Raw genomic sequence first — 15185 nt, 5'->3', positions numbered from 1 at the left:
CTCTAGTCTGCCAGTATGTCCAGTGCGTGATGCAGCGCGCTAACCAGCGCCTCTGCGTCCTGCTGATTATTATAGGGGGCAAAAGATGCCCGCAGCGTGCCGCTCACGCCTAACGCCGCCATCAATGGCTGCGCACAGTGCTGACCGGCGCGCAGTGCGATACCGCTTTCCGCCAGCAGCGTGACGATATCGCTGTGGTGTACGCTATCAATGGTGAAAGAGAGCAGGCTGGAATTGCCACAGCGAAAGCTGCGATAACCGGCAATCTGCGCCAGCTGTTCAGCTGTCTGACTGGCCAGCTGCTGACTCCAGCGTTCGGCACCGGCCAGGTCGATGGTCTGCAGCCATTCCAGCGCTGCGCTCAGGCCAATCACGCCAGCGACGTTGGGCGTGCCCGCTTCAAAGCGCCACGGCACCGGCTGCGGCGTGAAGCCGGTAAAGCTGACGTTGGTTAACATTTTGCCGCCACCCTGCGAAGGTTGCATCTCCTCCAGCAGCGCTGCCTTGCCGTACAGTGCGCCGATGCCCATCGGCCCGTAAAGCTTGTGGCCGGAAAACGCGTAGAAATCGATATCCAGCTGCTGAACGTCGGGCGCGTTATGCACGATGCCCTGCGCGCCATCCACCATCACTTTGGCACCCACGCTGCGCGCCAGCGCAATCACCTGCGCGAGATCGGGGCCGCCGCCGGTGACGTTAGACATCTGGCTGACCGCCAGCAGCCGCGTTTTAGCGGTTAGCAGCGTCGGTAGCAGAGTCATGTCGGGCAGCAGCTGCGCGTTCAGCGGCCATTCCACTACGCGAGCGCCGGTTTGCGCTGCCAGCATCAGCCACGGCACCAGATTGGCATGATGCTCTGCGCGGGAAACCAAAATCTCATCGCCCGGCTGCAATCGAGGGCGCAGCCAGCTGTTTGCCACCAGATTGATCGCATCGGTGGTGCCGCGTGTCCAGACGATCTCCAGCGGGCTGGCAGCATGAATCAGGTCGGCGACCTGGCCACGTGCTTGTTCATAACGTGCGGTCAGTTTTTGCGCCTCCGCGAACTGGCTACGATGCACCGTGCCAGCGCTGAGACTGTAAAATTGCTGTGTCGCATCAATGACAACCTGCGGTTTCAGGGCGGTGGCGGCGCTATCAAGGTAAACGCCAGCATCGTGCAGGGCGGGAAACTGGCTGCGAAATGTTACTGGATTGAAGGGTGTCATATCCTGCTCGTCGGTAAGGAACTCAGTACGTATGGCGCAGCAACTGGCAAAGCTGAAAAAGCGGGTTATGCTGTTAGATGCAAGGTGTAAACTTTTTCCCGCCGCAAAATGCTGTTGTCTGTAAAGGGATTTTTCCTTTTCGCGTGCACATTTAGCGGGTGGTTTATCGCAATCTATCTACAAGGAAATAGAAAATGAAAAAATTCGCCGCAGTGTTAGCCGCGTGTGCCATGACTTTTACCCTGGCTGCCTGTTCAAGCAACTATGTGATGCATACCAATGACGGACGCACCATTGTTGCCGATGGCAAGCCAGTCGTGGATAGCGATACCGGTATGATCAGCTATAAAGATGCCAATGGCAACAAGCAGCAGATCAACCGTTCAGACGTAAAAGAGATGGTTGAAACCGGACAGTAATCGCAGCAAAAAAAAAGCACCGCAATTTGCGGTGCTGTATTAAATCACTATGGACAGACAGGATAAATCTACAGGAAGAAAAATCAGATCTGAAAATGTCAGATCAAAAATGCAAACACAACATCACAACCACAAGCCAAAAGTCTCTCTTCTTTCCGCGATCTCTCGCACAAATCTGCAAAAACTTTTCGTTCCGGCTCCGGAAGTGGCGCAACTATAGGTATTTGCTGGAGCTTCCTCAACGGACAATTTATAATGCCTCGGATAAAAAAATCTAATACGTAACGCAACCTTGCCAGTTCATCTGGTTTTGCCTCTATCGTCTGCGCGGGAACTATGTCTAAGCGTCTTCCACCACTCAATGCACTGCGCGTTTTTGACGCCGCAGCCCGACATCTCAGCTTTACTAAAGCGGCTGAAGAGCTGTTTGTTACTCAGGCTGCGGTAAGCCATCAGATTAAATCGCTGGAGGATTTCCTTGGCCTGAAGCTGTTTCGGCGGCGCAATCGCTCGCTGCTGCTGACCGAAGAGGGCCAAAGCTACTATCTCGATATCAAAGAGATCTTCTCCGCGCTGAATGATGCGACCCGCAAGCTCCAGGCGCGCAGCGCAAAAGGCGCATTGACCGTCAGTTTGCCCCCCAGTTTTGCCATTCAGTGGCTGGTGCCGAGGCTGACCAGCTTTAACTCAGCTTATCCGGGCATCGACGTGCGCATCCAGGCGGTTGACCGCGAAGAGGAGAAGCTGGCGGACGATGTCGACGTGGCGATTTTTTATGGTCGCGGCAACTGGCCGGGCCTGCGCGTGGAAAAACTCTATGCCGAATATCTGCTGCCGGTCTGTTCGCCACAGCTGCTGATTGGCGATCGCGCACTGAAAACGCCTGCCGATCTTGCCCAGGTTACGCTGCTGCATGATGCTTCGCGCCGTGACTGGCAGGCCTATACGCGCCAGTTGGGTTTACAGCACATCAATGTGCAGCAGGGACCGATCTTCAGCCACAGCGCCATGGTGCTACAGGCGGCGATTCATGGTCAGGGCATTGCGCTGGCCAATAACGTCATGGCGCAAACCGAGCTGGAAGCGGGCCGACTGGTCTGTCCGTTTAATGATGTGCTGGTGAGCAAAAATGCTTTTTATCTGGTTTGTCATGACAGCCAGGCAGAACTGGGTAAAATAGCCGCCTTTCGGCAGTGGATTCTGGCCAAGGCCGCCAGCGAACAGGAAAAGTTCCGCTTTCGCTACGAACACTAATTATTTCGGTGCGCCACGGGATGGCGTGCTGTGTTGAGGATAGTCTGATGTCCAGTCGTGCCACATTCATCTTTGCCGCCATCAGTGGCTTTCTGCTGGTGGCGTTTGGCGCCTTTGGCGCACACGTATTGAGCAAATCGCTGGGTCCAACCGAAATGGCGTGGATCCACACCGGTCTTGAGTATCAGGCGTACCATACGCTGGCGATGATGGGCCTCGCTGCCGCGATGTTACGTCGGGCAAATATCTGGTTTTACTGGAGCAGCGCGCTGCTGGCATTGGGCACCGTGCTGTTCAGCGGTAGCCTTTATTGTCTGGCGCTCTCTCACCTGCATATGCTGGTATTTATCACCCCGGTTGGCGGCTTTTGCCTGCTTATCGGTTGGTTTTTGATGTTGATTGGCGCGCTGCGTCTGAAAACAAAGGCAGATCGCCATGAATAAAGTGTTGTTGTATTGCCGTTCCGGCTTTGAGAAAGAGTGCGCGGCTGAGATTACGGCCAAAGCCGCGGAGCGGAACGTCTTCGGCTTTGCTCGCGTGAAAGAGCAGTCCGGTTATGTGCTGTTTGAATGCTATCAGCAGGGTGAAGCGGAGAAGCTGCTGCGTGAGCTGCCGTTTCAGTCGTTGATTTTTGCCCGTCAGATGGTGGTGGTCGGCGAACTGCTGCGCGATCTGCCCAGCGAGGATCGCATCACGCCGGTGACCGGCATGCTGACCGGAGCGGTGGAGAAGGGCGGCGACCTGCGCGTCGAGGTGCCCGATACCAACGAAGCCAAAGAGCTGCTGAAGTTCTGCCGCAAATTTACCGTGCCGCTGCGCGCGAGCCTGCGTGCCAACAAAATCCTGCTCAACTATGAGAGCGCGAAACGGCCGGTGGTGCATGTGTTCTTTATCGCACCGGGCACCTGTTACGTCGGCTATTCGCTGCCGGAAAACAATTCGCCGTTCTTTATGGGCATTCCACGCCTGAAGTTTCCGTCCGATGCGCCGAGCCGTTCAACGTTAAAGCTGGAAGAGGCATTTCATATTTTCATTCCCGCCGACGAGTGGGATGAGCGTCTGGCGAGCGGCATGTATGCTGTGGATCTCGGTGCCTGCCCCGGCGGCTGGACCTATCAGCTGGTGAAACGCAGCATGATGGTGCACTCGGTGGATAATGGACCGATGGCGCAGAGCCTGATGGACACCGGCCAGGTGACCCATCACAAAGAAGATGGTTTTCGTTATCGCCCAACGCGCAGCAACATTTACTGGCTGGTTTGCGACATGGTTGAAAAACCGGTGCGCGTGGCGAACCTGATGGCTGACTGGCTGGTTAATGGCTGGTGTCGTGAGGCGATCTTCAACCTTAAATTACCGATGAAAAAGCGCTATGAAGAGGTGTCGCAGAACCTGCAGCTGATTCAGGAGCGTTTGCAGGAAAAAGGCATCAACGCACAAATTCATGCCCGCCAGCTTTATCACGATCGTGAGGAAGTGACGGTGCATATCCGTCGCATCTGGAGCGCCACGCCGGGCCGTCGCGACGAGCGCTAAAGGTTGCTGAACAGCAGGCCGAGCCTGCTATTCAGGGTGCCAGACGCAGGGATTTCAAATTGCCTGCCAGCTGTAAATCAGCGCGCAACGTTGCCACCTGTCGGCAAACCTGCGCCATCTCCTGCTGGTCCTGCAGCTTATTGCGCCATTTATCGGGTACCGCCTCCAGCTGCTGCCAGATGGCGGCGAGCGAGCCAAACTGCTGCAATAGCTGCTGCGCGCTTTTTGGTCCGATACCGGCAACGCCCGGGATCTTGCTGCTGCTGATGCCGCATAGCCCCCAATAGTCGGGCAGCTGATGCGGCGCCACGCCAAACTCTTTTTCAATAAATGCCATATCCAGCCAGCGCTTCTGAAAATAGTCGCGGATCTGAATCGCCGGTGCCAGCAGCTGGCAATAGCCTTTATCGGTAGAGACGATGGTGGCGCGGTGACCCAGGGCCGCCATTTTCACCGCCAGCGTGGCCGCCAGATCGTCAGCCTCATCTTCATTCGCCGTCCAGCATGCAACTCCCACCTTTTCAAAAGCCGCACGCAGCGCGGGCATTTCGCGCTGCAAATCGTCCGGCATGGCCGGGCGGCCCGCTTTGTAATCAGGCAGCAGGCGATGACGCCAGCCGGGTAAACGGCGATCGTCGTCAAAAACCGCCACGGCATGAGTCGGCTGAGTATGGTTGAGCAGCTGACGCAGCGCGCCAACACAGGTCTCTTCGCAGGGGGAACCCTGCACGGCGTGGACGCGACGGATAAGGTTCAGCGCATCGACGATTAACAGATGAAAAGTCATGATCGGTTTCGGGCGGCATCCTGCTGCCCGCCTGCGGTTATTTGATGATTTCGTAGCACGGGATATAAGCCGTGCCCGGCAGTTTCATGCGGTGCTGCGCGACAAAGCCCTGCAGCAACTCATCCATGCGATGCATGATCGCCGCGTCGCCGTGCAGCTTATAGCGACCTTTCTCACGAATTTCGCGAATGCCCATCTCTTTAACGTTACCTGCCACGATGCCGGAGAACGCCCGACGCAGTGCGGCGGCAAGCTGTTCCGCAGGCTGGTCAGGATAAAGATTAAGGTTCGCCATATTCTCGTGCGTTGGCAGGAACGGCTGCTGGAGATCGGGAGCGATGCGAATCGACCAGTTAAAACTGTAAGCGTCGCCGGTTTCGCGGCGATACTCTTTCACCTGCGGCATTGCCTGCTTCATGCGGCGCGCCACTTCAGCGGCGTCATCAATGATGATGGTGTAGTGACGTTTAGCCTGTTCACCCAGCGTGCTGACAATAAAATCATCCAGACCACGGAAGTAATCCGCACTCTCTTTGGGTCCGGTCAGAATCAGCGGCAGCACCTGATCTTTATTGTGTGGGTTCATCATGATGCCCAGCAGATAAAGCAGCTCTTCCGCCGTGCCCACGCCGCCAGGGAAAATAATGATGCCATGCGCAATGCGCACAAAGGCTTCCAGACGTTTTTCAATGTCCGGCATGATAATCAGCTCATTCACCAGCGGATTAGGCGGTTCAGCGGCGATAATTGAAGGCTCGGTCAAACCAATAAAACGGCTCTCTTTATAGCGCTGCTGAGCATGGCCGACCGCCGCGCCTTTCATCGGCGCTTCCATCACGCCCGGCCCACAGCCGGTACAGATGTTTAATTCGCGCAGGCCGAGTTGCGAACCCACGTTGCGGCAATACTGGTATTCCACCGCATTGATTGAGTGGCCGCCCCAGCACACCACGGTATTGGGGTATTCGCCGACATGAAGCGCGCGCGCATTGCGCAGAATAGAAAAGACCTGATTGGTGATATACGCCGACGCGTTGTTATCTTGCTGTTCTTCCAGCAAATTGCTGCTGAGCTGACCGTTTACAAACAGAATATCGCGCAGCACGGCGAACAGGTTAGCCTGCAGCGAGCGAATAATACGCCCATCGACAAACGCCTCTTCCGGCGGGTTAATCAGCTCCAGCTTCACGCCGCGTTCACGACGCAGCACGTTGATATCAAAATCCTCGAAGCGCGACAGCAACTCCTGACTGCTGTCGGTCTGGCTACCTGAATTCAGGACGGCCAACGAACAGTTGCGAAAAAGCTGGTAAAGATCGCTGCTGGCGGTGCGCTTGAGCATGTCGACTTCAAGCTGCGAAAGTAAATCCATTGAGCCAAGAGGGCTGATATGCGTAATCAAATAAACTCCTTTGCACCCGTTTCGGTGATAGTTGTCGCTGCCGGACGAGATTCACGCGCGGCAGCGAAATCCTTGTTCTGACGGCAAAAGGCCGCTGTGATAAACAGGTTAACCGTCCTGCCAGCGCTTTAACAACGCTATCGCACTGCGCTGCGAGGCTTCTCGCAATTACTGCCTGACCAGACGCGAACGGCAGGGCACAAACGGCGTGTTGGTGCGCCAGGGATTAATATCCAGGCCGCCACGCCGTGTGTAGCGTGCATAAACCGTGAGCTGCTCTGGCTTGCAGTAGCGCAGTACATCATTAAAGATGCGCTCAACGCACTGCTCATGAAACTCATTGTGATGACGGAAAGAGACCAGGTAGCGCAGCAATGCTTCGCGATCGATGCGCGGCCCACGATAACGAATCATCACCGAACCCCAGTCTGGTTGATTGGTAATCAGGCAGTTTGATTTCAGCAGATGGCTGACAAGGCTCTCTTCCACTACTTCGCTACGCGTGGCGTTGTCGAGATAGTCAGCGTTGAACTGATAATCATCGATAGTGATATCCTGCTCATCAATGCAGACGCCCGCCATGTGCCCAATCGGCTGACCTTCGACCTCCTGCAGACGAAACAGTGCCACGCTAACGTCGCCCTGCGCACAGGCGGAGAGATCGCGTTCCAGCGTGGTGCGGACGCTGCCCCAGTCGGCAAATTTGGTTTGGTTGAAGCTGTTAAGGTAGAGTTTGAAGCTCTTGGATTCAATCAGGTTTTGGCTGCTGGCATCCAGAACCACTTCGCCGACCGCTACCTGTGGCACGCCTTTACTGTTCAGCCAGGAGAGCTCATACAGCGTCCAGATATCGGCGCCCTGAAAGGGCAGGCTCTCGGGATAGAGACCCAGCGGTTCACGATTCATACTGCGTGGCACCGCCTGCAACAGGCTGGCATCATAAATATCGTGGTAGGCTGTGGGCTTGCCCAGCGTCAGGCTGTTTAGCGCCTGATGGTTGTCGTAAGACATAACGGTTACCGAAAATCAGAAATAAGGGGTTAAGTGTAACGTACCCCTGTGGAGTGAGAAAATTAATGATGGTTGAAACGGCAAATGCGCTGCGAAATTTTACAACAAATTATTGCCAGCAGTGGCAGCAGCAATACGGTCATGCGCCAGAGAGCGAAGCGCTTTACAGCGTGCCTTCATCCTGTATTATAACTACGCGTGAGACGAGCGTCTTATGGCAGCCCCAGCCGTTTACACTGCCGCAGAACCTTGATGCGGTTTCTCATGCTCTCGATCTCGCACTTCAGCCAGCAATTACCGCCTGGTATACCACGCAGTTTGCTGGTGATATGACGGCACGCCTTGGTACGCGCCCGCTTACGCTGTTGCAGGTGTGGAGCGAGGACGATTTTATTCGCATACAGGAAAACCTGATCGGCCACCTGGTGATGAAGCGCCGGCTGAAGCAGTCACCCACGCTGTTTATCGCGACCACAGATTCAGAGCTGGAAGTGGTTTCGCTGTGTAATCTCCGCGGTGAGGTTATTCTTGAACAGTTGGGAACCAATAAGCGTGAGATATTGTCTGAAGATGTGCCCTCCTTTTTAAATGCCCTCCAGCCAGATGTAAGCCTTTAGCTATATGCTTTGTAAGAGATCTCGCACATAGCTTGTGAGAGATCGCCAAAATAACGCCGGGTTTAATTCTTCAGACGTTATAAAAATGTAAATAAATCAAAAAATTATATAAGCGTGACGATTTGCTAACCTGTAAGCACTTATCGTTAAATTATTCGTTACCTTGTGTCGTTATAAGAGTCTGTCAGAATGTTGCAGGTCGGTCAGGAGACCACCGGGATTAAGCGGCATCAGGATGATGTCGATTCAGGATGAAGAAGCGGATCGCAGAAGGATACGCGCCTCAAGGAAGGCTTCAGGGTTGAAGCAGGACACCTCAGGATGAGGATAAAGGACACCTCCAGGATGGAGAATGAGAGCCGCTACGGAATGTGCGGTGGGCCAGGATGCTAAAGGAATACAGGTCATGATGACGAGAGTGGCAGGATGTCACGCAGGAAAAGTTTTCATGGACGAGCAGGGAGCATAAGCGTAGCAGGACGTCTACAAACGAACCGGGAGCACTGTTTTTACAGTGCTCCCTTTTTTTATGCTGATTTTGGCCGACCAGTGCTATCCTTTTCGCCCCCGAATCTGTTCCCCCGGAGATGCTTTTGACGCCTGAACAGCAAGTCGCCGCTTATCTGAATGAGATTGAGCAGGTGCTAAAAAAATATGATCTGTGGCGCACCGCAGCGCCTGACGCAGCCGCTTTTACCAGCGTGGAGCCTTTCTGCGTCGATACCATGCATGCACTTGAGTGGCTGCAATGGATCTTAATTCCGCGGATGCGTGCGCTGCTGGATGCGCAACGGCCGTTGCCGGGCAGCTTTGCGATTGTGCCTTATTATGAGATGGCGCTGGAGGCCGATCTCAGTGGCCGCACCGAACTGTTGCTGGTGCTGAATCGTCTGGATGCAGTCTTTACGGACGGTCAGGCTTAATGCTGGAGATTCTTTATCAGGATGAGTGGCTGGTCGCGGTGAACAAACCCGCTGGCTGGTTGGTACATCGTAGCTGGCTGGATCGCAAAGAAAAAGTGGTAGTGATGCAGACGGTGCGTGACCAGATTGGTCAGCATGTGTTTACCGTGCATCGTCTCGATCGTCCGACCTCCGGCGTTTTGCTGATGGGCCTGTCGAGTGAAGTGGGTCGGCTGCTGTCGCAGCAGTTTGAGCAGCATCAAATCGAAAAAACCTACCATGCGCTGACGCGCGGCTGGCTGCAGGATGAAGCGCTGCTGGATTATCCGCTGGTGGAAGAGCTGGACAAGGTGGCAGATAAGTTTGCCTCCGCCGATCGTCTGCCGCAGCCTGCGGTGACTCATTATCGCGGGCTGGCCAGGGTAGAAATGCCAATTGCGGTTGGGCGCTACGACAGCGCGCGCTATAGCCTGGTTGAGTTGAAGCCAAAAACCGGCCGTAAACACCAGCTGCGTCGCCATCTGGTGCACTTACGCCATCCGATTATTGGCGATACCAATCACGGCGATCTCAAACAGAATCGCGCCGCTGCCGAGCACTGGGGCTGCAATCGGCTCATGCTGCACGCCAGTAAACTTGCATTAACGCACCCGGTAACCGGTGAGCCACTGTGCATTACCGCCGGGCTTGATGGTGTCTGGCAAACGATGATGACGCATTTTGGCTGGCAGCAGCTTCTCCCCGATCTCCCTCGGGTTGAAATTACGCCGTCGGCAGGCCAGGATATCGCATTACCCTGAGGAGAGCAGCAATGGCCAAGATTGGAATTTTTGTGGGCACGATGTACGGCAATGCCCTGTTAGTGGCGGAAGAAGCGCAGCCTGTTTTGCAGGCGGCCGGGCACGATGTGCATGTTTATGAAGACGCAACGCTGGCTGACTGGCAACCCTACGCCAGTGAGGTGGCGCTGATTATCACCTCGACCACTGGCCAGGGCGATCTGCCTGACAGCATCGGCAGATTGTACGAAGAGATGCGTGAAAAGCTGGGCCACCAGCCCGATCTGCGTTACGGCGTTATCGCGCTGGGCGACAGTAGCTATGAGCATTTCTGCGGCGGCGGCAAGAAGTTTGACGCCCTGCTGCAGGAGCAGGGCGCGCAACGGCTGGGCGACGTGCTGCTGATTGATGCTGAAGAGCATCCTGAGCCGGAGTCCGTGGCCATGCCATGGGTTGAGCAGTGGATGCAACTGCTGTAATTCAGCGTCGCCAGCCTGTGCTGGCGGCCTTCAGGTCACCGGCGCAGGGTTAAATACCGCCAGCTGATTATGAATTCCCCAGCGATCGGACCAGGTCTGTTTGCGGCCGCTGGCAATATCCAGAATTAATTCAAACAGCCGCCAGCCCACCTGCTCAATCGTCTCTTCCCCGGTGGCGATGGTACCCGCGTTGATATCCATCAAATCATGCCACCGCTCCGCCAGCGCGTTACGCGTTGCCATTTTGATCACCGGAATGGCCGCCAGACCATAGGGCGTACCACGGCCGGTGGTAAACACCTGCAACGTAATGCCCGATGCCAACTGCTGCGTGCCGCAGACAAAGTCGCTGGCTGGCGTAGCGGCATAAATCAGGCCACGACGGGTAGGGCGTTCGCCGGGAGAAAGCACCTCAACAATGGCGCTGCGTCCTGATTTGGCAATCGAACCCAGTGCTTTTTCTACCACGTTCGCCAGGCCACCTTTTTTATTGCCTGGTGAGGGATTGGCGCTGCGGTCGGTTTTACCCTGATTGAGGTAGTCGTCATACCACGCCATCTCTTCCAGCAGGCGCTTGCCTACCGCTTCATCGATCACGCGCGGCGTCAGCAAATGAATCGCATCGCGTACTTCCGTGACCTCTGAAAACATCACCGTGGCACCGCAGCGCACCAGCAGATCGGAAGCGAAGCCGACCGCCGGGTTGGCGGTCACGCCGGAAAAAGCATCGCTGCCGCCGCACTGCATACCGACAATCAGCTCTGAGGCGGGGCAGGTTTCACGCTGGCGCTGGTTAAGCCGCTGCAAATGGCGCTCGGCCACCTGCAAAATTGACGTCACCATCGCCTCAAAACCGACAAACTGCTCATCCTGTAAACGAATAATGTCATCATCGCCGACGTTAATCGCCTCCAGCCCGCCGCCCGGCGCCAGCAGACGCTCTGGCTGCAGCTTCTCGCAGCCGAGGCTGACCACCATAATTTCGCCGCCGAAGTTAGCGTTGAGCGCCAGGTTATGCACGGTGCGGATCGGCACCACCGCTGCCGGGGCATTGATCGCCACGCCACAGCCGTAAAGGTGATTCAACGCAACCACGCCGTCGACGTTGGGATAGCGCGGCAGCAGTTCACGCTCAATGATCCTGACCACATGATCGACCACGCCCGCCACACAATGCACGCTGGTGGTAATGCCGAGCAGATTGCGCGTGCCAACGCTGCCATCGGCGTTGCGATAGCCTTCAAAGGTGTAACCCTCAAGCGGTGGCAGCGGCGGCGGCACCTGATTCGCCAGCGGCAGGCTGGCCAGCGGCGGTGCTTCCGGCAGGGCCACCAGCGACTCCTCTACCCAGCTGCCCTGGGCAATATCCTGCACGGCATAACCAATAATTTCGCCATAGCGCAGAATCGGTTCGCCGCGGGCAATGGCGCTGAGCGCCACTTTATGGCCCTGCGGCACCTGCTCAATCAGTCTGAGGCCACCGGCAAACATCGTACCGGCGGGAAGGCCATGATTATTCACCACAATGGCGACATTGTCCGACTCATGCACCTTGATATAAAGCGGTGTCTCTACGGTGATTTTATTCATTGCTCATCTGCCCACAGTGAGAAAACGGTAAAAGTGATGCGATACACATCAACTGCGGAAATTGTTTGCCGGAAAAAAGTATAGGCAGCCGCGGGGGGCACCACACTGTGCAAATGTCGGCCATTCAGCGGTTGATTGCGGCTATTTTCTGGCGCTTCACCAGGTACAAGTGAAGATTCTCACAAAGCCCGATAAAACCATGCGATTTGGCGTAATAAATCGGCGCTAAAAACGGTTTTCGTGAGCGCTCGCGCACTAAAATGTGCAAATGCCATAAAAACGATGTTTGTTAGCGCAAATACTCGTGCGTTCATCTAATGCCTGCGCCAGCCGCCCTTCATATACTTTTCAACGTTGCACCAGGATATGACCTGACACTGCGCAAAGAGATTGTTTGCCAACAATAAAATCGCTGTGTTTAACCCGACCTCATTCTGATACCCAACGCGATGTGTATGCATGCAGAGTGAAAACAGTTTCAGGAGTGCATCATGAGTACAGTCAGCCCCGCCAAAAGCGCGGTGGAGAAAAGAACCAACGCGCGGTATTGGATCGTTGTGATGTTATTTATCGTCACCTCGTTTAACTACGGTGACCGCGCCACGCTCTCCATCGCTGGCACATCAATGGCCAGGGATATCGGACTCGATCCGATCGGCATGGGTTATATCTTCTCTGCATTCTCATGGGCTTATGTGATCGGGCAGATTCCGGGTGGCTGGTTACTCGATCGCTTCGGCTCAAAGCGCGTCTATTTCTGCAGCATCTTTATCTGGTCGCTGTTCACGCTGTTACAGGGTTTTGTTGACGTCTTTGATGGCTTCGGCATTGTGATTGCGTTGTTCACCCTGCGCTTCCTGGTGGGTCTGGCGGAAGCTCCTTCATTCCCCGGTAACAGCCGCATTGTCGCGGCCTGGTTTCCGGCGCAGGAGCGCGGCACGGCGGTGGCCATCTTTAACTCGGCGCAATATTTCGCCACGGTGATTTTTGCGCCGATTATGGGTTGGCTGACCTCTGCCGTCGGCTGGGCACACGTTTTTTGGTTTATGGGCGGGCTGGGCATCATCCTCAGTTTTGTCTGGCTGAAGGTGATCCACGATCCCAACGATCATCCGGGCGTCAACAAAGCGGAGCTTGAATATATTGAGCAGGGCGGTGCGCTGATCAACATGGACAAGAAGAAAGAGGAGCGCAAAGTCGGCTGGGACGAAAAAATGTTCCAGATTCGCCAGCTCATCAGTTCACGCATGATGCTGGGCATCTATCTCGGCCAGTACTGCGTCAACGCGCTAACCTACTTTTTCATCACCTGGTTCCCGCTCTATCTGGTCAACGAGCGCGGCATGTCGATTCTGAAGGCGGGCTTTGTCGCCTCGATTCCCGCGGTATGCGGCTTTATCGGCGGCGTATTGGGCGGGGTAATTTCCGACATGCTGATGCGCAAAACCGGCTCGCTGAACATCGCCCGTAAGACGCCGATTGTGGTAGGCATGCTGATGTCGATCTCCATGGTGGTCTGTATTTATGTCGATACCGAATGGGTGGTGGTGTTCTTTATGGCGCTGGCCTTCCTCGGCAAGGGCATTGGCGCGCTGGGTTGGGCGGTGATGGCCGATACCGCACCGAAAGAGATCAGCGGTCTCAGCGGCGGTCTGTTCAACATGTTTGGTAACGCGTCGGGCATCGTAACGCCTATCGCTATCGGCTACATCATCGCGACGACCGGATCGTATAACGGCGCGCTGGTCTATGTCGGCATCCACGCCTTTGTCGCTGCGTTCAGCTTCCTGTTCATCACCGGCGACATCAAACGCTTTGAACTGAAACCGATGCACAAGGATCCACTATGACGACGCAAAGCAGCCCGGTGATCACCAGCATGAAGGTGATCCCGGTGGCGGGCTACGACAGCATGTTGCTCAACATCGGCGGCGCGCACGCCGCCTGCTTCACCCGCAATATCGTGGTGCTTACCGACAGCGCCGGGCGCACCGGCGTAGGTGAAGCGCCCGGTGGGGAAACCATTTTGCAGACGCTGCAACAGGCTATTCCGCAGGTGGAAGGCCAGCAGATTGCCCGCATGAACCGTCTGGTGCAGCAGGTGCATAAAGGCAATCAGTCGGCAGATTTCGATACCTTCGGCAAGGGCGCCTGGACCTTTGAACTGCGGGTGAATGCGGTGGCGGCGCTGGAAGCGGCGCTGCTGGATCTGCTCGGTCAGCATCTCGGCGTACCGGTGGTGGAACTGTTAGGACCCGGCCAGCAGCGCGACGAGGTCACCGTGCTCGGCTATCTGTTCTATATCGGCGATCGTGAGAAAACCGATCTGGCCTATCGCGATGGCGCAGGCGCCAGCCATGACTGGTATCACCTGCGTCACCAGCAGGCGATGGATAGCGCGGCGATTGTGCGCCTCGCCGAAGCGGCACAGGACAAATATGGCTTTAAAGACTTCAAGCTGAAAGGCGGCGTGTTGCCGGGCGAGCAGGAACTGGAGGCGGCGTCGGCGCTTAAAAAACGTTTTCCACAGGCGCGAATTACCGTCGATCCCAACGGTGCCTGGCGCCTGGAAGAAGCGATTGCGCTCTGTAAAAACATGCAGGATGTGCTGAGCTACGCAGAAGACCCTTGCGGCGCCGAACAGGGCTATTCCGGGCGCGAGGTGATGGCGGAGTTTCGCCGTGCCACCGGCCTGCCGGTCGCCACCAATATGATCGCCACCAACTGGCGTGAGATGAACCATGCGGTGATGCTCAATGCGGTCGATATCCCGCTGGCCGATCCGCACTTCTGGACGTTAAGCGGCGCTGTGCGCGTGGCGCAACTCTGCGATGAGTGGGGCCTGACCTGGGGCTGTCACTCCAATAACCACTTTGATATCTCGCTGGCGATGTTTACCCACGTCGGTGCGGCAGCGCCCGGCAAACCCACCGCTATCGATACCCACTGGATCTGGCAGGAGGGCGATCAGCGGCTGACCAAAGAACCGCTGCAAATCCGCGACGGCAAGATCGCCGTGCCGGATCGGCCCGGTCTCGGCATTGAGCTCGACTGGGACAAAGTCTATGAAGCACATGCGCTGTATCAAACGCTGCCTGCGGGCGCGCGCAACGATGCGCAGGCGATGCAATACCTCATTCCTGGCTGGACATTCGATCGTAAACGCCCGGCGTTTGGCCGCGATTATCAGTAAAAGGAGCT

The 15185-nt window shown here is 55.9% G+C and carries 15 protein-coding genes; 10 read left to right on the top strand and 5 right to left on the bottom strand.

Going from position 1 to position 15185, the window contains the following annotated elements:
• Positions 1-2: 2 nt before the first annotated feature.
• Positions 3-1208, bottom strand: coding sequence for a cysteine desulfurase CsdA (gene csdA / locus EM595_RS14040; RefSeq protein WP_067433307.1), 1206 nt, complete (start codon positions 1206-1208; stop codon positions 3-5).
• Positions 1209-1402: 194 nt separating this feature from the next.
• Here csdA and EM595_RS14035 point away from each other — a divergent pair, with 194 nt between their 5' ends.
• The 4 genes from EM595_RS14035 to rlmM all read left to right on the top strand — a co-directional run bounded on the left by EM595_RS14035 (position 1403) and on the right by rlmM (position 4417).
• Positions 1403-1627 carry a YgdI/YgdR family lipoprotein gene (locus EM595_RS14035; RefSeq protein WP_067433305.1) on the top strand — a complete coding sequence of 75 codons (225 nt, stop codon included), beginning with the start codon at positions 1403-1405 and terminating at the stop codon, positions 1625-1627.
• 336 nt (positions 1628-1963) lie between these two features.
• The gene (locus EM595_RS14030) at positions 1964-2881 is read left to right on the top strand and encodes a transcriptional regulator GcvA (protein ID WP_067433303.1); all 918 of its coding nucleotides are present in this window, start codon (positions 1964-1966) and stop codon (positions 2879-2881) included.
• Positions 2882-2928: 47 nt separating this feature from the next.
• A complete protein-coding gene (locus tag EM595_RS14025) occupies positions 2929-3324 on the top strand; it encodes a DUF423 domain-containing protein (RefSeq protein ID WP_067433297.1) in 396 nt (131 codons plus the stop codon).
• Positions 3317-4417: a 23S rRNA (cytidine(2498)-2'-O)-methyltransferase RlmM gene (gene rlmM, locus EM595_RS14020; RefSeq protein WP_067433293.1), complete on the top strand. Its 1101-nt coding sequence runs from the start codon at positions 3317-3319 to the stop codon at positions 4415-4417. Before EM595_RS14025 ends, rlmM begins: the two co-directional genes overlap by 8 nt.
• Positions 4418-4448: 31 nt before the next feature.
• On the opposite strand, the gene xni is transcribed toward rlmM, so the two are convergent.
• From xni to queF, 3 genes are all read right to left on the bottom strand, one after another.
• Complete coding sequence (xni, locus tag EM595_RS14015) at positions 4449-5204, bottom strand: flap endonuclease Xni (RefSeq protein WP_067433290.1); 756 nt, start codon at positions 5202-5204, stop codon at positions 4449-4451.
• A gap of 37 nt (positions 5205-5241) precedes the next feature.
• Complete coding sequence (gene ppnN, locus EM595_RS14010; RefSeq protein WP_067433288.1) at positions 5242-6606, bottom strand: nucleotide 5'-monophosphate nucleosidase PpnN; 1365 nt, start codon at positions 6604-6606, stop codon at positions 5242-5244.
• 168 nt (positions 6607-6774) lie between these two features.
• Positions 6775-7617: an NADPH-dependent 7-cyano-7-deazaguanine reductase QueF gene (queF, locus tag EM595_RS14005; protein ID WP_067433285.1), complete on the bottom strand. Its 843-nt coding sequence runs from the start codon at positions 7615-7617 to the stop codon at positions 6775-6777.
• A 65-nt stretch (positions 7618-7682) separates the two neighbouring features.
• On the opposite strand from queF, the gene syd reads away from it, so the two are divergent.
• The 4 genes from syd (at position 7683) to EM595_RS13985 (ending at position 10394) form a co-directional block, all read left to right on the top strand.
• Entirely contained in the window at positions 7683-8234 is a 552-nt protein-coding gene (gene syd / locus EM595_RS14000; RefSeq protein ID WP_067433284.1) for a SecY-interacting protein, read from the top strand.
• Positions 8235-8827: 593 nt separating this feature from the next.
• Positions 8828-9157, top strand: coding sequence for a YqcC family protein (locus EM595_RS13995; RefSeq protein WP_067433283.1), 330 nt, complete (start codon positions 8828-8830; stop codon positions 9155-9157).
• Entirely contained in the window at positions 9157-9936 is a 780-nt protein-coding gene (gene truC, locus EM595_RS13990) for a tRNA pseudouridine(65) synthase TruC (RefSeq protein ID WP_067433282.1), read from the top strand. The genes EM595_RS13995 and truC overlap by 1 nt, the downstream gene beginning before the upstream one ends.
• Positions 9937-9947: 11 nt before the next feature.
• On the top strand, positions 9948-10394 hold the full coding sequence (locus EM595_RS13985; protein ID WP_067433281.1) for a flavodoxin: 447 nt from the start codon (positions 9948-9950) through the stop codon (positions 10392-10394).
• A 30-nt stretch (positions 10395-10424) separates the two neighbouring features.
• Here EM595_RS13985 and garD read toward each other — a convergent pair whose 3' ends face one another.
• Positions 10425-11984, bottom strand: a complete 1560-nt coding sequence (gene garD, locus EM595_RS13980) for a galactarate dehydratase (RefSeq protein ID WP_067433278.1) — start codon at positions 11982-11984, stop codon at positions 10425-10427.
• 491 nt (positions 11985-12475) lie between these two features.
• Here garD and EM595_RS13975 point away from each other — a divergent pair, with 491 nt between their 5' ends.
• Both EM595_RS13975 and EM595_RS13970 read left to right on the top strand, forming a co-directional pair.
• Positions 12476-13834: an MFS transporter gene (locus EM595_RS13975; RefSeq protein WP_067433276.1), complete on the top strand. Its 1359-nt coding sequence runs from the start codon at positions 12476-12478 to the stop codon at positions 13832-13834.
• On the top strand, positions 13831-15177 hold the full coding sequence (locus EM595_RS13970) for an enolase C-terminal domain-like protein (RefSeq protein WP_067433274.1): 1347 nt from the start codon (positions 13831-13833) through the stop codon (positions 15175-15177). The genes EM595_RS13975 and EM595_RS13970 overlap by 4 nt, the downstream gene beginning before the upstream one ends.
• Positions 15178-15185 lie beyond the last annotated feature (8 nt).

Source organism: Duffyella gerundensis (assembly GCF_001517405.1).
Classification (GTDB): Bacteria; Pseudomonadota; Gammaproteobacteria; order Enterobacterales; family Enterobacteriaceae; genus Duffyella; species Duffyella gerundensis.
Note: the sequence above shows the minus strand (reverse complement) of the source record. Positions and strands in the feature narration are given on the sequence as shown.